Annotated in this window: 18 protein-coding genes; 9 read left to right on the forward strand and 9 right to left on the reverse strand. The window is 31.7% G+C overall.

Going from position 1 to position 19,834, the window contains the following annotated elements; all coding sequences use genetic code 11:
- Window positions 1-100 precede the first annotated feature (100 nt).
- Complete coding sequence (locus HW119_RS07685; protein WP_177762857.1) at window positions 101-748, forward strand: ATP-binding cassette domain-containing protein; 648 nt, start codon at window positions 101-103, stop codon at window positions 746-748.
- Window positions 749-784: 36 nt separating this feature from the next.
- On the opposite strand, the gene HW119_RS07690 is transcribed toward HW119_RS07685, so the two are convergent.
- Entirely contained in the window at window positions 785-1,708 is a 924-nt protein-coding gene (locus HW119_RS07690; RefSeq protein WP_177762860.1) for a T9SS type A sorting domain-containing protein, read from the reverse strand.
- Window positions 1,709-1,811: 103 nt separating this feature from the next.
- Complete coding sequence (locus tag HW119_RS07695) at window positions 1,812-3,410, reverse strand: class I SAM-dependent methyltransferase (RefSeq protein ID WP_177762863.1); 1,599 nt, start codon at window positions 3,408-3,410, stop codon at window positions 1,812-1,814.
- A gap of 141 nt (window positions 3,411-3,551) precedes the next feature.
- Between HW119_RS07695 and pncA the strand changes: the two genes are divergently transcribed.
- Entirely contained in the window at window positions 3,552-4,160 is a 609-nt protein-coding gene (pncA, locus tag HW119_RS07700) for a bifunctional nicotinamidase/pyrazinamidase (protein ID WP_177762866.1), read from the forward strand.
- Window positions 4,161-4,204: 44 nt separating this feature from the next.
- Here pncA and HW119_RS07705 read toward each other — a convergent pair whose 3' ends face one another.
- A complete protein-coding gene (locus HW119_RS07705) occupies window positions 4,205-5,095 on the reverse strand; it encodes a restriction endonuclease (RefSeq protein WP_177762868.1) in 891 nt (296 codons plus the stop codon).
- Between the two features lie 16 nt (window positions 5,096-5,111).
- The gene (locus HW119_RS07710) at window positions 5,112-5,693 is read right to left on the reverse strand and encodes a tRNA-(ms[2]io[6]A)-hydroxylase (RefSeq protein ID WP_177762871.1); all 582 of its coding nucleotides are present in this window, start codon (window positions 5,691-5,693) and stop codon (window positions 5,112-5,114) included.
- A 141-nt stretch (window positions 5,694-5,834) separates the two neighbouring features.
- Between HW119_RS07710 and HW119_RS07715 the strand changes: the two genes are divergently transcribed.
- The gene (locus HW119_RS07715) at window positions 5,835-7,067 is read left to right on the forward strand and encodes a glycosyltransferase (protein WP_177762874.1); all 1,233 of its coding nucleotides are present in this window, start codon (window positions 5,835-5,837) and stop codon (window positions 7,065-7,067) included.
- A gap of 224 nt (window positions 7,068-7,291) precedes the next feature.
- Here HW119_RS07715 and HW119_RS07720 read toward each other — a convergent pair whose 3' ends face one another.
- A complete protein-coding gene (locus tag HW119_RS07720; protein ID WP_177762877.1) occupies window positions 7,292-8,149 on the reverse strand; it encodes an aldose 1-epimerase family protein in 858 nt (285 codons plus the stop codon).
- Window positions 8,150-8,244: 95 nt separating this feature from the next.
- Here HW119_RS07720 and HW119_RS07725 point away from each other — a divergent pair, with 95 nt between their 5' ends.
- On the forward strand, window positions 8,245-9,105 hold the full coding sequence (locus tag HW119_RS07725; RefSeq protein ID WP_255498068.1) for a glycoside hydrolase family 25 protein: 861 nt from the start codon (window positions 8,245-8,247) through the stop codon (window positions 9,103-9,105).
- A gap of 29 nt (window positions 9,106-9,134) precedes the next feature.
- Here the strand turns inward: HW119_RS07725 and HW119_RS07730 are convergent, their stop codons facing one another.
- The gene (locus HW119_RS07730) at window positions 9,135-10,232 is read right to left on the reverse strand and encodes an ABC transporter permease (protein ID WP_177762880.1); all 1,098 of its coding nucleotides are present in this window, start codon (window positions 10,230-10,232) and stop codon (window positions 9,135-9,137) included.
- 8 nt (window positions 10,233-10,240) lie between these two features.
- Entirely contained in the window at window positions 10,241-12,424 is a 2,184-nt protein-coding gene (locus HW119_RS07735) for a carboxy terminal-processing peptidase (RefSeq protein ID WP_177762883.1), read from the reverse strand.
- A gap of 182 nt (window positions 12,425-12,606) precedes the next feature.
- On the opposite strand from HW119_RS07735, the gene surE reads away from it, so the two are divergent.
- From surE to HW119_RS07760, 5 genes are all read left to right on the forward strand, one after another.
- Window positions 12,607-13,377, forward strand: coding sequence for a 5'/3'-nucleotidase SurE (gene surE / locus HW119_RS07740; RefSeq protein ID WP_177762886.1), 771 nt, complete (start codon window positions 12,607-12,609; stop codon window positions 13,375-13,377).
- A gap of 11 nt (window positions 13,378-13,388) precedes the next feature.
- On the forward strand, window positions 13,389-13,652 hold the full coding sequence (locus tag HW119_RS07745; RefSeq protein WP_218620403.1) for a hypothetical protein: 264 nt from the start codon (window positions 13,389-13,391) through the stop codon (window positions 13,650-13,652).
- Window positions 13,652-14,773, forward strand: a complete 1,122-nt coding sequence (lpxB, locus tag HW119_RS07750) for a lipid-A-disaccharide synthase (protein ID WP_177762892.1) — start codon at window positions 13,652-13,654, stop codon at window positions 14,771-14,773. The genes HW119_RS07745 and lpxB overlap by 1 nt, the downstream gene beginning before the upstream one ends.
- 66 nt (window positions 14,774-14,839) lie before the next feature.
- Window positions 14,840-15,460, forward strand: a complete 621-nt coding sequence (locus HW119_RS07755; protein WP_177762895.1) for a C40 family peptidase — start codon at window positions 14,840-14,842, stop codon at window positions 15,458-15,460.
- Window positions 15,461-15,504: 44 nt separating this feature from the next.
- Window positions 15,505-17,505 (forward strand): ComEC/Rec2 family competence protein, encoded by a 2,001-nt coding sequence (locus HW119_RS07760; protein WP_177762898.1) that lies wholly within the window; start codon window positions 15,505-15,507, stop codon window positions 17,503-17,505.
- A 1-nt stretch (window position 17,506) separates the two neighbouring features.
- On the opposite strand, the gene HW119_RS07765 is transcribed toward HW119_RS07760, so the two are convergent.
- Window positions 17,507-17,962, reverse strand: a complete 456-nt coding sequence (locus HW119_RS07765) for a thioredoxin family protein (RefSeq protein WP_177762901.1) — start codon at window positions 17,960-17,962, stop codon at window positions 17,507-17,509.
- 72 nt (window positions 17,963-18,034) lie between these two features.
- A complete protein-coding gene (locus tag HW119_RS07770) occupies window positions 18,035-19,801 on the reverse strand; it encodes a peptide MFS transporter (RefSeq protein ID WP_177762904.1) in 1,767 nt (588 codons plus the stop codon).
- Between the last annotated feature and the right edge of the window lie 33 nt (window positions 19,802-19,834).

Genomic DNA, 19,834 nt, shown 5'->3' on the forward strand with positions numbered 1-19,834 from the left:
ATTTTTTCAAGAAGAATAAAATCTTATTTTATAATTTAGGTATTAGCTCGATAAGTATTTACACTTCTACAGTGGTTATTAATTTTTTAATACTTGCGTTATGGAAACTCTTAATGTAGATAGTGTTTTAAAGAATTTTAATGATAAAGTAATTTTAAATGATGTTGCTTTTTCTGTAGAAAAGGGGTCAATATTGGGATTATTTGGAAGAAATGGTTCAGGGAAATCAACCTTGTTTAAATGTATTTTAGGATTAGAAAAACCAGATTTTATTTATCGTAAATTCAATGGTAAGATTTTAAAGCAATCAGATTTAGTCAAATTATTTTCCTATTCTTCTCAAGAAGTATTTTTACCTAACAGTTTTACTGTTAAACGCTTGATTACTTTTTTTGATTTAAGCACAAATGCTTTTGTTTTAAATGATGAAATGGTTAGCAATAATTTAGAATTAAAGATTAGGGAATTATCTTACGGACAAAGATTTTATATTCAATTGCTAATGGTTATTTTTTCAAAAAAGCCTATTTGTATTTTAGATGAACCATTTTCAGGTTTAGCTCCAAATATGATTGAGAAAATTTCTGAATATATAAATTGGAATAAACATAAGATTTTTCTTATAACTGATCATAATTATGAAGATTTATATAAAATTGCCACTAAAAATGTTTTTTTACATAATGGTAATTTAACGGATGTTTCAAATTTAGATATTGAAAATATTAAAAACAGGTATTATTTATAAAACAAAAAACCACTCGTTTATTTGAGTGGATTTTTTTTATTTTACTATAATCTTATTGGTAACACTACCTTTATTGGTATGAATCACAAATAAATAAACACCAGAAGCAAAGTTTTTCATCGAAATGTTTTCAAAGTTTGATGCTACGGTTTCTAGATATTTTCCTGTTACATCTAAGATTAAAACCGATTTGACCTCAAGCTCATTATTTGATTGTGTTATCGAAACATAATCGGATGTTGGATTTGGATAAACTTTGATGTTATCCTTTACGAATTTATCAACACTTAAAGCACAATTATCACTATAAAAATAATTGCCTGTTACCATCCAAGTATTATAAGGTGCTAAATTGTTAAGAGCTGCTGTTACATCATCCACTTGAATACAAACAGCATTTGGATTATTCCCAACTGTTTGACCAACAGAAATCATCATTTCAGGTTTGTTTATATTTTGACCATTATTTAAATTGATTCGTTGTAAGGTTGACATGTTTGATGCTGCAATAACTTTGATATTTAGATTGGTCGAGAAATCTAAATCGGTAATTGAATTGTAACCTGCTAGGTCATTGATGTTACCAATTTCTAAAAATTGTAAGGCATTATTACCAGCAAAGCTTATTGTATTTAAACTACAATTGTTAAGATTGATAGATGTTAAACCAGATAAATTTGAAATATCTAAACCATTGTCTAATCTTCGGGAATGTAAATTCAGATTTTGAATATTCGTAAATGCATTAATTCCAGTTAAATTTAAAATTAAATCAGGATTAAAACTGATGTTTAAAAGACCTGAGCCTAAATCTAAACTCGGAGTTACAGCTGCGGCATCTGCTGTAAGTATCATACCGTTTAAAGTATTGTCACTGTCAATACCTAAATTAATCAAAGCTTGCTCAAACTGTTGATCCGGAATCGCTGTAGTTTGAGCAAACGTTGTTAAGGGTAACATAAATAGTAGTAGTTTTTTTAGCATTTCTTTTGGGGTAAAGAATTATACTGTACTAATATAGTTTTTTTTTTTTTTTTTTTTTTTTTTTTGAATTATATTGAGTTTATTTTAATAAATTAATACTTACGGTAGCTAATTCTGAATTCGGGAATTTTTTAAACAATTTCTCATCAGGTTCTAAACCAGCTTCTTTACAAACTTTATGAAAAACATCCACTTCCACAATATACTGATCCGAGAATCCGTGGGTAGCATCGTAAGCTGTTGCAGGTGTTTCGCCCAAATGTTTCGATGTAATTGCAGGATCAATGGTGTGTAATTCAACCACCATTAAACCAAACTTCTTAATATAAGGTTGCCATTTTTGTAAATGCTCTAACAGGTTTTCTTCAACCAAATTGTTCGACAAATAAACACCTCGATGCGCAAAAGCTCCAGTTGAAGTACTCACGCGTTCTGGATTTATATTTTTAGGTTCAAACCAAATACGGTTATGGTCTAAGAACGTACGCATGTTTAATAAATCGTCTAAAGCTATGCCATAGTTTTCTTGTAAATCAGTAGCCAAACGATTTGGGTCGCCAATATCACCCCAAATTACTTTTGCCCAAATATCATTCTTAATCAAGTTGGCACGTGTAATTTTCAAAGCCGCTTGGTTATAATCAGCACCTACTAAAAATAGCGGGTATTCATCCAAATGTTTACCTCGTAACGTGTAACGTTCGATGGTTTCGTACAAATGCTGTAGAAAAGCACCGTTACCACAACCCATATCTAAAATTCCTTTCGGCTGACTGTCTAATGGTTGATTGAAAATCTCAATTATAAAATCATCAATCACTTTAAAGTAAGTAGCATGTGCGCCACCGCTTCCCCAAACATTCATGGCTCTATCTACGTGAATTTCATCTTCACCTTCGTTTAGTTGACGAATGCGTTCGGCATCGCCAAAAAGTAAATCTTCCATTTTACTAAACATCGGTAGGTACGAAACCGTAACTCCGTATGATGCCGCACGTTTGGCAAAGAACAATCCAGTTTCTGTGAATTGGTAGTTAGCATTCTTTTTAGTAAACCAATCCAAATGTGTTAAGAAATCAAGAATCTTCTCAAAGCAAGCAGGTTCGTTGTGGAATTCTTCTGCCTTGAAAGACGATTCCATAAAATATTTATGAAACATACCACTCATAGCCAATCGTACAATCGTTGGACCAACCAAATGACCTTCGATGTGTTTTAAGATTTGTTTTTGAATACGCAGTTCGTTTTCATTTCCAGAAAAAGTAATTCCAAAGTTTTGATAGAACTTATCAAATAAAACCGCTAGTTTTTCAAAAGGTTGTTTGTCGAAATTTCTCGGATGAAAATCAATTGAATATTTTAAAAAAGCCGTAACTTCATCGTACAAATAAGCATAATCAATAAAGGTTTGTGTGTTTTCGTTTGTGCTAACGGTAACGCTGTTTTGTTTGTTATCAACCTGATAATCGATAAAACCTTGCGAAGCTAAGGTGCGTAAAGCAACATTTAAATAACCTTTGTTTGCGTTAAATTTTTGAGCTAATTCATCTAAAGTACATTCGTTTTTAAGATGAAATTCGTTAAGAATGTTTTTGCTGTTTAAAGCCGATACAATCGGGGCAGTAACCAATCCGTCTAAATGTTGAAAGATGGTACTTCTTAATTGTTTTTTGTCCATAAAAAATGTTTTAATCACTTTAAAAATTACAAACCGTATGTAATTTACATTTGCGTTGTTCGGTGATTGTTCTGTATTTCAAAGGTTGTGTTTTTATTAAAAACGACCAATTAACTAATCTTAAATATAACATAAAATTTTATGAAAGCGCTCTTAATTATTGATATTCAGAATGATTTTTTAGAAGGTGGCTCGCTTGAAGTAAAAAACGCTAATGCCATTATTCCGTTAGTGAATAACATACAAAACAAATTCGATGTAGTGGTAGCCACCCAAGATTGGCACCCTGCAACACATAAAAGTTTTGCAAGTAACCATGTAAATAAGCAAACGTTTGAGGTTATTGACCTAAACGGATTACCGCAAGTATTGTGGCCCAACCACTGCGTACAAGGAAGTTTTGGTGCTGAATTTCATACCGATTTAAACACCCAAAACATACACGCTATTTTTAGAAAAGGAACCGATATAGAAGTAGATAGTTACAGCGGCTTTTACGATAACGACCAACGCAAAAGCACCGGCTTGCATGGTTTTTTAACCGAGCTACAAGTTACCGAAGTATATATTTGCGGTTTAGCTGCCGATTATTGTGTATTTTACACCGCTAAAGATGCGGCAACCCTTGGTTATAAAACAGTTGTGATTGAAGATGCTACTAAGTATATTGACAAAACCAATTACGAAAAAGCCAAACAAGAAATGCTGACTTTGGGGATTGAGTTTGTGAATACGGGGGATGTTTTATAAAACAAACGCCATCATTTATTTGATGGCGTTTTGTTTATTCGTTTTTATTGTTCAACAAAGAAGTCTTCATCTAGCTGTTTTACTTCATAAGTTTGTTTTATTTGCACACCTACATTAAACTCGTGCATTAAATCAACTAATCTATTTCCGTCAATTAAAATTATTTTATGATGTGCATTCTTAGCTTTTTCAATTGCTCCGTTATCAAATAATGAAGTTGTAACGAAAACCCCTTTATTAGTATCTCCACTCATTGCCCCAATAAAGTTTCTGATGTCTTTTTCACGAACTTTATTTTCGGTAAATCTTTTTGCTTGTATATATATTTTGTCAAGTCCAAGTTTATCCTCATTAATAACCCCATCAATTCCTCCGTCTCCAGATTTAGCTGTAGTTTCAAAATCACCATACCCCATTTTACTTAAAAGTTTTAGAATAACTTTTTCAAAATAGTAAGGGTCAATTGTTTTTAATTTTTCAAGTAAATCATTTTTTACTTCACGTTCTATTTGATTAAAACCTTCATCTATTAAATCTTGAGGTGAAGCATTAATGATTTGTTCGCTATCAGTTGTATGAGAGTGTTTTTCTTTTTCATTTCTATAAAAGTCTAGAAGAGTACTTTCTTCTTCTAAATCTTTTAAATTTAAAGGTGCTTTTTGTTTCACCCCTTTTTCAGTAATCTGAACATTACCTCTTGTTGGATAATGTATGTAACCACCTTTCTTTAAATATGATTTACCCCAAGCAATTCTGTTATTGATAAGAATTTCTCCTGATTTAGTTTTCTCTTCTAACAACTCTTTAGGTAGATTTGAATAATATTTTTTAATTACTCTTTTTTGCATTTCTCTAGTATGAATAATTTCATTGTTAGATAAAATGTCTAAAATAGGATGAAAGGTTTCGTGGAATTTTGGGATTTCTTGGCTCATATTTTTAAAGTGTTTTCTATCCGTGAATGGTTTCTTTTTTACCGTAATTGGTAATAATTTCTCCTTCGTAATCTAACCATTGTTTCCAACGTTTATCTACATCTACATCGGTACTGTATTTTTTAGCAAGCTTTAAAAACGTCATATAATGTCCGGCTTCGCTAATCATTAACTCTCTGTAAAACTTCGCTAATTCTTCGTCTTTAATATTTTCAGACAAAACTCTAAAACGTTCGCAGCTTCTGGCTTCAATCATCGCCGCTAAAAGCAAACGATCAATAAACGATTCGTTTCTCGATCCATCTTTCTTTAAAAATTTAAGCAATTGCCCTACATAATCGTCACGGCGTTCTCTACCTAAAGTATATCCACGTTCTTTAATAATGTTGTGTACCATCTGAAAATGTTGCATTTCTTCAACTGCAATTTCAGTAAGTTGGGTAACTAAATCTTCGTGTTCCGAATTATATGTAATTAACGTAATGGCGTTGGTTGCCGCTTTTTGCTCACACCACGCATGGTCGGTTAAAATCTCTTCTAAATTTCCTTCTGCAATATTCGCCCAACGTGGGTCGGTTAACAATTTTAATCCTAACATAATTGGTAAGTATTTAAAAACCAAAAATACAAATATATTTCCACCCAATAAAATCGGATGCTGCTTTTAGATTTTGTTATTTTGCAATGTATCCACAGATGCACGAATAAAAAAGAATCATCAGTGGTAAAAAAGTAAAAAATGAAAAGCAAAAAAGTATTAGTTATTGGATTTGTTTGGCCAGAACCTACCTCGTCTGCGGCGGGTTGGCGTATGTTGCAATTGATTGATTTTTTTACTGAAAATCAATACGAAGTGCATTTTGCATGCGCGGCTCATAAATCGGACTTTGCTTTTGTGTTTGATCCGGATAAAGTAACTGAACATGACATTTTATTAAACGATGCGAGTTTTGATGCTTTTGTTTCGGAATTGCAACCCGATGTGGTGGTGTATGATCGGTTTATGATTGAAGAGCAGTTTGGATGGCGCGTGCGTGAAAATTGCAAACAAGCGATTCAAATTTTAGATACGGAAGATTTACATTTTGTTCGAAAAGCCAGAGAGAAAGCTTTTAAGAAACAAGAAGAAGTAAATTACCATACCGATGAAATGATTCGTGAAGTAGCTTCGATTTTGCGTTGTGATTTAAGTTTGATTATTTCGGAATTTGAAATGGAAATGCTACAAAAGCAGTTTAACGTTCCGACTCAAATTTTAATGTATTTGCCTTTTATGCAAAAAAACCTTTCTGAAACGGATTTGGAGCAATTACCCAATTTTGAAGCTCGTGTGCATTTTATGTTTATTGGTAATTTTATGCACGAACCCAATTGGCAAACGGTGTTGCGTTTAAAACGTGATATTTGGCCGGTGTTGCGCAAGAAACTTCCAAAGGCAGAAATACATATTTTTGGTGCTTATCCAAACCCGAAAGCGTTGCAATTGCATAAACCTGCCGAAAACTTTTTTGTAAACGGTCGTGCAAAAGATGTGAATATCGAAATGCAGAAACACAAGGTATTGTTAGCTCCGATTCCGTTTGGTGCCGGAATTAAAGGTAAGTTTATCGATGCTATGCGTAATCGTTTGCCATCGGTTACTACGCAATTAGGTTCGGAATCGATGCAAGAAAATCAGTTATGGAATGGCTTTATTTGTGATTCAGATTCAGATTTTATTGATCAAGCGGTGTTGTTATATACCGATGCATCGGTTTGGGAAACTGCTACACAAAACGGGCTTTCAATTTTAAATGCGACTTCCAACAAAAAACAATATTCGGATTTGTTTAAAAACCGTTTAGCTGATTTAGCTACACATTTAGATACGTATAGAAAAACCAATTTGTTTGGTGAAATTTTACGTTATCAAACCAATCAAGCGACTAAATACATGGGTTTGTGGATTCAAGAGAAGCATAGGAGGTCTTAAAGTTGAAAGTCTTAAAGTCGAAAGTCATAAGGTCAAAAGTTATAAGGTTGAAAGTCATAAGGTTTTTTCATGCTGATTTCGTTTCAGCATCTCGCAATAAATTTATAAATAAGATGAGATTACTTCGTCTGTTTGCAAGCTCAAATCAGCATTTCATTTTTTACAAACATTATGAGATTCCAAAACAAGTTTGGAATGACAAAAAGTACCGAATAGCAAAAAACTTATTCAATTGTTATTTTCCAATTTTTCGCAAAAACTTGCTGAGGTTCTAAAGCAAGCATTCCTTCTTTAGTTTCAAAATGTTGGTTGTGATTATCTAAATCGGCCATTCCAAACCAAGGTTCTAAACAAATAAACGGAGCATTTTGTACCGTCCAAATTCCAAAGTGCGTAAAATCATCAAACGTAAGCGTTAGTTTGTTTTCGTTTTTGGTATTCTTTATCGCAATGGCATTGCTTTTTAAATCACGAAAAACCATGGCGTCTTCTTTAAACAAATCATAATGCAAGGGTAATTGTTGGTTGTCAAGATTTATGATTTCTTTGTTTTCAGAGATTAATCCGTTAACCAATTTCAAACGATTTATTGAAGTATCATTATTAAATTCTAAATAAAAGTTTTCAAAGTCGGTAGCATTATTTCCTAAAGCAAATGCCGGATGCCCGCCAATTGAGAAATACATGGTTTCGTTACCCACATTGGTTACTTCGTATGTACAAGATAATTGCTTGTTATGAAGCGTATAAATTACTTTCAATTCAAAATAAAACGGATAGTTTACTAAAGTTTTTTCATTCGCTTTTAAAGTGAAAATGGCTTTGGTTTCTGAAATTTGTTCGGCATCAAATTCCATATCGCGCGCAAAACCATGACGTGATAAACTGTAGTTTTCTCCTTTATAAATAAACGTGTTGTTTTTTAAACTTCCTACAATCGGAAAAAGAATTGGAGATGTTTTGCCCCAAAATTCAGGGTTTGCATTCCACATCCATTCGTTGTTCTGGTTATCTAAAATGCTTTTTATTTCGGCACCAAAAGTTGCTATTTTTACTGTAAGGAAGTTGTTTTGTATAATCATCACTAATTATTTAAGTGTAAAAGTATTGAAAATAATTTCAAAGCTTTCAAACTTTTTGAATTAAAAATATCTCGAAATATTTCTATTTTTGTACGATGACCACACAAAGTAAAAATCCGATGAAACCTGTTCGAAAACGAACCGTAAAAAAGAAGAAAAAAGAAACTCCGGCTTGGCGTTGGTATTTACGTATTGGAATTTTATTAGGTATTTTTGGATTTGTTGTTTGGTTTTTAATTACGTTTAAAGATGGGATTTCGTATTATTTTAGTTCCAAATTTGATAAGAAGGATGATAAAAACGTAGTGTTTGATGTCCGGAATGTTGAAGTGATGAAACGCCACGACGATATGTTGTTTGGTATTGATGTTTCGCATTATCAAGGACCGATTATTTGGGATAGTCTGAATTTGATGTACGATGAATTTCCGATTGATTTTGTGTTTGTTCGTTCAACGATGGGTGTTGATGGCGTAGATGCTCGTTTTGAACAGAATTACAAACAAGCACGTGCTTTTCAGTTTATACGTGGCGCTTATCATTATTATCGTCCGAATGAAAGCTCGGTAGAACAAGCGAAAAACTTTATTAAAAATACCAAATTAGAAGCTGGTGATTTCCCTCCGATTTTAGATATTGAAGAATTACCTAAAAAACAATCGATGGATAGTTTAAAGGTTGGGTTAAAAAAATGGTTGAACTTGGTAGAAGATCATTACAAAGTAAAACCTATTTTATATTCGGGTGAGTATTTTTATAAAACCCATTTAAAAGATGATTTTGCTGATTACGAGGTTTGGATTGCCAATTATAATTTCTTTGTTGAGAATATAAAGCCCGAATGGATGATGTGGCAGTTTACAGAAAAAGGAACGGTTCCGGGAATTCGAACCAAAGTTGATGTCAATATTTTTAATGGCACACGTAGTGATTTACGTCAGAAATTAATTAAATAAAAAAAGCTGTTTCAGATTTGAAACAGCTTTTAATTTTTTACATCTAACGCATCTCGCAAAGCATTACCAATCATCATAAAGGCAACAACTAAAAGTAACATGGCAATTCCGGGAATTAAAGCTAAATACGCTTTTCCAAGAATGATGTAACTGTAATGTTCTTTAATCATTCCTCCCCAACTAGGAATAGGAACTTGAGCACCTAATCCTAAAAAGCTTAAACCACTTTCAACTAAAATTGCTGATGCAAAATTCGCCGCCGAAATAACTATTACAGGAGCCCAACTGTTTGGTAAAATATGTTTAAATATAATGCGTGTATGTGAATATCCTAATGCTTTTGCCGCCGTTACGTATTGCATTTGTTTGATGCTCATAACTTGTCCGCGAACTACACGAGCGACTTCAACCCACATGGTTAATCCTACGGCAATGAATACTTGCCAAAATCCTTTTCCTAAAGCTAAGGTAATCGCAATAACTAAAAGTAGGGTAGGGATAGACCAAATAACGTTGATGATCCAAAGTACAGCAGCATCTACTTTTCCGCCAAAGTAACCGGCAATAGCTCCCATGAAAACACCAATTACTAATGAAATTCCTACCGCAACAAAACCAATGGCTAAAGAAACACGTGAGCCAATAATTAATCGGCTTAAATAATCTCGACCTTGATTATCGGTTCCTAAATAATATTTCTTATGAAAAATATTTTCAGAAACAATTTCGGCTTCTGTTTTATGAAAGGCTTTTATAGGAATCGATTTGGTTTGTGCCAACGCACCATCTTGATGGTATTCTTTGTAATAAAGCGTATCGTTTTTAAATTGATAATTTAAGATGGGAATGTTTTGGTCGGTGATTTCAAAACCGGTAAACCAATTCGAAAGTTTATTGCTTTTTTCTTTGATTGGAACTTGTAATATTTCAACTTCAAATCCCATAGGTTTTGTACTTAACGAAACATCGCCGTTGTTTGCATTTGTAGATGCATCAGGTGCAATGAAATATCCGAAAATAGATATTAAGATTAAAAATACAATAAACCAAAAACTCAAAACGCCCCAAAAATTCTTTTTGAATTTTTGGAGCGCCATTTGATTATGAGATAAATGTTTTTGAGACATCTAATTAATTACTTTTTAGATTTGGTGTTGTTTTTAATGTCAATTAAAACGTTTACAGCTTCGTCCACATAAACATCTTTATTTAAGTTTTCGTGCCATTTGTCACGTTTCTTTTTCAAAGTTTCGTCTGTTTTGTAAAGCTCTATTTCGTATGGTAACGAAAGGAAAACCAATTCGTTTTTATAATTTTTAATCGGTTTAAATACTTTTGCCTTATCGTCTATTTCTTTTGATTTTTTAGTAAAATCATCATAGTTTAATGAGAATGTATTTTCGTCTTTACGTGAGCTGATCCATTTTGCATTTTCGTCAATTAACTTGAATTGCGAATTGTTTGACATTCTGTTTTTACTATTATTGATAACCGTTGTAAAATCGTAATTAAAAGGTTTGTAATTTGCCTTTTCGATTTTATCCCATTCCATTGCGTTTTCCATGTCACGTTCTCCCGAATCAATATAAGTTAAACGATCTGGCATGATAATATCACTTTCAACACCTTTTAACTGAGTTGAACCTCCGTTTACACGATAGAATTTCTGAGAAGTGAATTTAATTGCTCCGAAATCGTAATCTTTAACTTTTAAGATTGAGTTTAAATCTAGCATGTTTTGAACGGTTCCTTTTCCGTAAGAATGTTTTGAACCAATTACTAAACCTCTATTGTAATCTTGAATCGCTGCTGCAAAAATTTCTGAAGCAGAAGCAGAATAATTATTTACCATAACTACCAGTGGACCATCCCATTGAACTTTTGGGTCTTTGTCAAATAAAACTTGACGTTGCCCTTTTTGAGAACGAACTTGAACTACTGGACCTTGATCAATAAATAAACCAACCATGTCAACAACTGTTTGTAAAGAACCTCCACCGTTGTTTCTTAAATCCATGATGATACCTTGAACGTTTTGTTCTTTTAAGCGTTCAATTTCAATGGCAACATCTTTAAAGGCATCACGGCTATCTCTAGTTTCAAAATCGATATAGAATTTTGGTAATTGAATCATACCATATTTACCATCTTTTGTTTCGATGATGGTAGATTTTGCATAGGTTTCTTCAATTTCAAATTTATCTCTAAGGATTGAAATTACTTTAATATCTCCGTCAACTTTTTTGACAGTTAAATTTACAGTTGTTCCTTTCTTACCTTTGATTAATTTAACAACGTTATCTAAACGTTTACCCGCGATGTCAACAGGTTCTTCTTTTCCTTGAGCTACTTTTAGAATGATATCACCACTTTCTAGTTGTCCATCTTTCCAAGCTGGACCACCTGCAATTATTTCAGTAATCTCAACGTAATCATTTTTCTTGCTAAGTTGCGCACCGATTCCTTCCATTGAACCTCGCATACTTTCGTCAAATTTTTCTTTAATTTCAGGTGCGAAATATGATGTGTGTGGATCGAATTGTTCTAAAATAGAATTTATGTAAACATTCATCCAGTCAGCACGTGTTAATTCTTCGATTACTTCAAAATAATCGTTCAAATTTTTAAGTGTGCTTTCTCTTGCTTCTTTTTCTAATTCTTCGAAAGATTTTTTCTCAATAGGATCTTTCTTTTTCTTTTTGTCGCTAGAAATTTTGATTTCAGTATTAGGTTCTTCAATTTCAATTTCTTCGACATCTTTACCTTCTTGGATTTTTATTTTATCTTCTATACTTGATAAAACATTCAATTTTAATTGCTTTCTCCAACGTTCTTTCAATTCAGCTTTGTCTTTTGCAAAAGGCATTTTTTCAAAATCCGTATTGATTTCTTCTTTGATTGTATAATCAAAAGGTTTAGATAAAATCTCTTTGTAAATTTCTTGAGATTCTTTCATGCGTTCTTGTAAAGTTGCGTATGAATAATCAAAAAATACAAAGCTTTTGTTTTTTACCAAATCGTCAATTTCTAATTCAAATTTCTTGAAATTATCAACATCAGCTTGAGTTAAAAAGCGTTTGTTTGGATCTATGTTATTAAGATAATCGTTGAAAGCTTTTTTAGAAAACGCATCGTCAATTTTTGTAGCATTGTAATGACCATTTTGTATTACATAAGTCAATAGCTCCATTAAGATGGCTTCTTTCTCAGGATTCGGTTCTTCTTTTTTTGGGATGAAACTCCACAAAACAGCAGATACTGCTAGAACAGCAAGTATTATTTTATAGTTTCTTTTCATAAATAGCCAAATAGCATTCATCAATAAATTTTCAACTAAAGTAGTTAAAATATTTCGTTCTCAGATTTAGAAACGAAATAATTTTTTGTTAAACATATCTTTGTGTTTCCTTAAAAACTTTGGGGTTTGTGAGAGTTTATAATTTCTTTGTAAAAGAATTTGTTATAATTTTCTTACTTTTACGAATGTATAAAAAATACGAAATGAAAAAAAGACCTTTGATACTGGTTACCAATGATGATGGAATTACTGCGCCTGGAATTCGGATGTTAATTGAGGTAATGAAAGAAATTGGAGATGTTGTTGTCGTGGCTCCAAATAGTCCACAATCTGCCATGGGACATGCGATTACAGTTAATAGCACCTTGTATTTAGAAAAAGTAACCATAGATAAAGAGTTAGAACAAGAGTTTAGTTGTTCTGGAACTCCTGTTGATTGTGTCAAAATTGCGATTGATCAAATTATAAAAGGAAAACCCGATATTTGTGTATCTGGAATCAATCATGGTTCCAACTCGGCAACGAATGTTATTTATTCGGGTACGATGTCCGCTGCTGTCGAAGCTGGAATGAACGGAATACCTGCGATTGGTTTTTCGTTATGTGATTTTAGTTGGAATGCAAACTTCGACGAAATTCGTCCGTTTGTAAAATCGATAACTTTGCAAGCCTTGGAGCATGGAATACAAAATGGAGTGGTGTTAAATGTGAATTTTCCGAAATTACCTTTTTTAGAAATTAAAGGAATTAAAATTTGCAGACAAGCAAATGCAACTTGGGTTGAGAAATTCGATGAAAGAGTAAATCCGCATGGAAAAAAATATTATTGGTTAAGTGGAACTTTTGAAAATCATGATAATGGAGAAGATACAGACGAATGGGCATTGGCTCACGGATTTGTTTCTATCGTGCCAGTTCAATATGATTTAACTGCTTATCATGCCATTCAACAACTTAATACTTGGAATTTTTAATGAAAAATTTTTTGAAATTATTATTAGGAACTTTATCAGGACTTTTGGTTTCTGTCATATTTGGATGTTTCATTTTTAAATTTTTAACACATATAAATCCGATTGAAAATTTTAATATTTTCAATTATGGTGCCTTGTCAGGAAGAGCACTTTCACTAGGAGCAATTCCTAATATTGGGTTGTTTTATTTATTTTTAAATAAGGAAAATTATTTTAGTGCGAGAGGCGTAATCCTTTCGTTTATTTTAATTGGATTATTTGTTTTATTCGCATAATGAAATATTATATTATAGCAGGTGAAGCTTCTGGAGATTTACATGGAGCGAATTTACTAAAGGCTTTGTATAAAGCAGAACCAAATGCAGACGTTCGTTTTTGGGGCGGAGATTTGATGGAACAAGTTGGTGGAACTTTGGTAAAGCATTATAAAGATTTAGCTTTTATGGGTTTTGCTGAGGTTGTGATGAATTTGAGAACAATCTTGAAAAATATTGATTTCTGTAAAAAAGACATTGAAGCCTTTAACCCAGACGTGATCATCTTTATTGACTATCCGGGATTCAATATGCAGATTGCAAAATGGGCTAAGAGAAAAGGTTTTGATACACATTATTATATTTCTCCTCAAATTTGGGCTTGGAAAGAAAATCGAATCAAAGCAATCAAGCGAGATGTTAATCACATGTATGTAATTCTTCCTTTTGAAAAAGATTTTTACGAAAAGAAACATAATTATAAAGTTCATTTTGTTGGGCATCCATTAATTGATGCAGTAAATCAATTTCGTGTAAACGATGTTGTAGATTTTCGACAAAAATATAATTTAGATAAAAGAGAAATAATTGCGTTGTTACCTGGAAGTCGAAAACAAGAAATCGAACGTTTACTTTCTGAAATGCTTGCGATTGTTAACGATTATCCGCAATATCAATTTGTAATTGCTGGAGCTCCAAGTCAACCTTATGAGTTTTATAAAAAATTTATAAAGCAAGAAAACGTAAAATTCATTTCGAATGATACTTATTCTTTGTTAAATCATTCGTATGCAGCTTTGGTAACATCAGGCACGGCAACGCTTGAAACTGCCTTGTTTAGAGTGCCTCAAGTGGTTTTATATAAAGGAAACGAAATTTCTTATCAGATTGCAAAACGCATTATCAAATTAAAATATATTTCGCTTGTAAATTTAATTATGGACAAATTAATTGTCACAGAGTTGATACAGAAAGATTGTAATATTAAAAAAATTAAAAGCGAATTTGAAAAAGTTATTAACAATCCTACTCGCTCGCAAATGCTTGAAAACTATGATCAATTGATCCATGTTTTAGGAAAAGAACACGCTAGTGAAAAAGTTGTTGATATTTTAAAATCAAAAAAAAGTTTTGGCAATTAAAAAAATAATATATATTTGTAAAAGTCAACTGAGATAATCCCTATTTTAATTATTAAATCCGTTTCTATGAAAACACTAAAACTTTCTTTAATGCTTACCATTTCATTATTTGCAATGAATTCAGCGTCAGCTCAATCATTTTTGGTAAAGCCTAAAAAAGTTAAAACAGAAGCAAAAAAATCGGACAAAGAATTAACGGTTGAAGAGTTAAATAAAATACTTAATGCACCTACAAACGTAGAAACTAAATCAAAAAAGGTAGAAAAATCTGATACATCTGATAAATATTCATATTTGACAGAACAATTGATTAATGTAGCAAACGAATATAAAGGCGTTAGATATTCTTGGGGAGGAATGAGCCGTAACGGAATGGATTGTTCAGGTTTTGTGAAAACAGCTTTTTCGCAGTTTGATATTAGTTTGCCAAGAACATCTAGAGAAATGGCTTCTTTAGGAAGTGAGATAAACAAAAAAGACGCTAAAAGAGGAGATTTAATTTTCTTTAAAAACGGAGGTTCAAGAGTTATTAATCATGTTGGAATCGTTGTTGAAGTTGACGGAGAAGACATTACTTTTATTCATTCTGCATCTTCAAAAGGTGTTTCTGTAAATTCAACAAAGGAACCATATTACCAAAAAGGTTTTGTTAAAGTAAATCGAGTTTACGACCAACAAGTTTTTTAGAAGTTAATTATTGAAATTCATATTTATTTCATTATCTTCATGTTATGAAGAAATATATGAGATATCCCATTATTCCCATTACATTTTTTTATGTTAATGGGATTTTTTTTTCTAATCAAATCTTTAGTTTTTTCGCTTCAGAATTGATTTGGGGATTTTTAGTGTTTTTTTTCTTAATTTATATTTTGCTTTTCTTCAAAACAAAATTTCTAAAAATCTCAAAATATCTAAAATTAATTACTACAATAAGTGCTTATTTTATTTTTTTCTTAGTAGGAACGATTTCTTTTCAAATTAATAAAGTAGAAAATAAACTGACAACTTCTCAATATCATCTCGGAGTTTTAACAATCAATGAAGTTCTAAAATCTAACAGTTTTCAAAATCGATATTTGGCTAAATTCTGTACAACTGAGAATATTGAACAACGTATTTTAATATATCAAAATAAAGAAGAAACGTTATTAAAAGTTGGAAATCGCATTCAAGTACCATTGTTTATAGAAAATGTTCCAAATGCTAAAAATCCATATCAATTCGATTATTCAAAGTATTTAGCTAACAAGCAAGTTTTTGTACAAGCAAAATTGACAAATGAATATACAATATTAGCTCCAGCTGAAGGTTTTAGATTTCAATTGCTCTATTTTCGCGAAACTTTGATGAATAGTTTTAAAAGTCATCATTTTACAAACGAAGTAAACGGTGTAATAAACGCGTTGCTTTTTGGTCAACGTGCAGATTTGAGTGAGAAAATACAAAACGATTATAGAAACGCTGGTGTGATGCATATTTTAGCGATTTCTGGAATGCATATTGGAATTTTGTATTGGATTATGAATTTGATTTTTAGTTCGTTTATACGATCTAAAAACATTCGCTTTTTAACTGTAATTTCAATTCTAGTTTGTTTCGCAATTATAACCGGTTTGAGTGGTTCTGTGGTTCGAGCTGTTTTAATGTTTATAATTGTTGGTTCTGGAATAATGGTTAAACGAAAAACAAGTTCAATTAATGTTTTAGCTTTGTCCTTATTGATTATTTTAATTTTTAATCCATTATTTCTTTTTGATATTGGACTTCAGTTGAGCTATTTGGCTGTTTTTTCGATTGTTTATTTCTATCCATTAATTCGACCTTTTTTTCAATCGCGATTTTTGGTTTTAAAATATTTTTTTGAATTAGTAGGTATTTCAATCGTTGCCCAAATCGGTATTTTACCTTTGACAGTTTATTATTTTGGTCAAATTCCATTATTGTTTTTACTTGGAAATTTGATTGTTATTCCGATTCTAACTTTTGTTTTAATTGCATTAGTTTTTTTATTAATTCTCAATTTTGTTTGGAATTCTTTGTCCGTTTTTCTAGGGAAAGGAATTGCGTTTTTAATTGATTTTGTAAATAACGCTATTGGCTGGATTGCGTCCCAAACAGATTTTATTATTACAAATATCAAGCTGAGCGGATTTCAATGTATTCTGTTTTTGGGCTTGATTTTTATGATTGCTTATGTGATAAAACAATATTCTTATCGGAAAATTATTTTCATACTTGTTCTGATAATCGGGATTCAAATGAGCTTTTTTTATGATATTTCAAAAATAAAAGAAAACAATCAAATGCATGTTTTATATGATTATAATTCGGTAACCTTAGCAAAAATTAATCAAACCAAGATGTGGGTTTTTAGTGATGATACTTTGGTTTTGTCAAAAAAATATATTGTTGATTTACAGCGTGAATCAGAAATTCATCAAGTGGATTTTAAGAAAATAATTAATTTTTTTAAAATTGAAGGACTTCGTTTTTTAGTAGTTGATAGTTTAGGGATTTCAGAGATTTCGACTTCGATTGATGTACTGATTTTAAAAGATAATCCGAAGTTTAATTTAGAACGTTATTTACAAAATCATCAACCTAAATTAGTGGTTTTTCATCCAAAAAATTATAATACAAATGTTGCTTTTTGGAGTCAAACGTGTACTGAAAAGAAAATCCCTTTTCACAATATGCGCGAAAAGGGATTTGTTAATTTATCTGACTAAGTTATAGTTCTGATTTTAATTCATCTGCTGTTCTAAAACCCATAATCGTTTTATGAACTTTACCTTTAGAATCTATAATAACCATTGATGGATAACCTTGTATTTTCAGAAAACTGATAAATTCATGCATAGCATTTCTGCTGTTTTTTCTGGTTTCTTGATATCCAGGATTTTTATAAGTTAATTTATTAAACTTAATTTCTTCATTTCCTTCCGCATTAAATTTTACAGGATTGTAATTTTCGTTAATATACTTAGCTATTTCAGGATTTGAGAAAGTTTGTTTGTCAAGTATTTTACAAGGTCCACACCAAACCGTGTAAACATCCATAAAAATTGGTTTTTTGTTTTTCTTCTGAGCTGTTATAGCCTCATTAAAACTCATCCATTTAATTTCTTGTGCTTGAGTAGAAATGCTAATTAAAGCAAATAAAACAAATGCTATTAATTTTTTCATTAATTTAAATTTAGGTGTTTATAAAAAAATCCGACAGTTTAATGTCGGATTTGTGTATTGCAAAATGCATGCCTATTTAACGCCATGCATTAGTTTTCTTAATACAGGATTTAACGCCATTACTAAAAGCCCTGCTACGATTGGAACAATTGTGAAAATTAAAAAGAAAACTGATAAAGAATATTCGTTTGTAATGTTTTCAATTTCACCTCCAACAGCGGCAGCTAATTTATTTCCGATTGCAATTGCTAAGTACCAAATACCAAACATAAATGCAATCATTCGCGCTGGTACTAATTTAGAAACATATGATAATCCAACAGGAGATAAGAATAATTCTCCTAAAGTGTGGAATAAATATGCTAGTACTAACCAAATCATAGAAACTTTTACGCCTTCTTGAATTCCGTGAGAACCATAAGCTAATAATCCAAATCCTAATGCCATAATAATCAAACCTAAACCATACTTAATTGCTGCTGGTGGATTAAATTTAGAATCCCAAATTTTTGCAACCGATGAAGCTAATGCGATAATAAAGAATGAGTTTAAGATTGAGAACCAAGATGGGTCGATTTCAGATTCTGTTTTTGAGAATTCATTTGTTAACATCCAAATAGCTACAGCCCAAACACCAATGAAAGTGATTGCTAAAACTATGTTTGACCCAGGTGCTTTTTTAAATGTTTGTTTTGCTAATAAGAATAAAACCCATGAAATAATGATTAACGGAATAACAGTTAATAATGTATTTACGATGTTAAAGGTAGTTAAAGAAGAACCTGCTAAAGATCTATCAACATTATCTCTTGCAAAGATTACTAATGATGAAGCTCCTTGTTCAAAGGACATCCAAAAGAAAATAGTAAAGAAAGCAAAAATAGTTACTGCTATCATACGGTCTCTTACAATTGGCGAGTAACGAATAACACGTGAAACAACCAAGAATAAAAATAAGATTAAACCAATTATAATCATTACCATCGAGCCGTCCATTCCAAACAATTCTTTAGGCAAAATGTGCATACCGCCAATTTTAGATAATGGGTCGTTAAATGCATATAATAAACCAATTGTAGTTGATGCAGCAATTAAGAAATAATCAAGCATTGTGAATGGATTTGGTTTATCTTCTTCACCTTCTTTTAAATCTGCTTTTGCAGCAGCAGCCTTGGCTAATTTACTTTCTTCTGTTGGTTTGTCACCAATTGAACCAAATAAAGGTTTTGCTAACCAAAACTGTAAAGTTCCTAAAAGCATGAAAACTCCTGCTAGTCCAAAACCATAATGCCATCCGACATTGTTAGCTAAATAACCACAAAGCATCATTCCGAAGAACGCACCTGCGTTAACTCCCATGTAGAAAATGGTATAAGCACCGTCTTTCTTCTCTGGAAATGATTTGTACATTTCAGATAAAATTGAAGTCATGTTTGGTTTAAAGAATCCTGTTCCGACTACCAAACATCCTAATCCTAAATACATAAAAAGTGGTGTGTCAAATGCCATTAAACCGTGACCAACAGTCATGATAATTGAACCTATTACAACTGCCCATCGATATCCAATATATTTATCAGCGATAATACCACCAAAAATAGGAGTGATGTATAATAGCATTGCGTAAGTTCCGTATAATGCTCCAGCATTTTCTGCATTCCATCCCCAACCTGGATTGTCACCTGTTAAAGCTGCAGTTAAAAACAAAATTAATAAGATACGCATTCCGTAGAATGAGAATCTTTCCCACATTTCTGTAAAGAAAAGTACAAATAATCCAGAAGGATGACCTAATACTTTTGATTCAAAAAAATCAGGATTAGAGGTTGTTGTTGACATTTATTTAGATTTTAATTTTTCGAGTCCGAAAGA

Origin of the sequence: Flavobacterium sp. I3-2, assembly GCF_013389595.1 — a bacterium.
Classification (GTDB): domain Bacteria; phylum Bacteroidota; class Bacteroidia; order Flavobacteriales; family Flavobacteriaceae; genus Flavobacterium.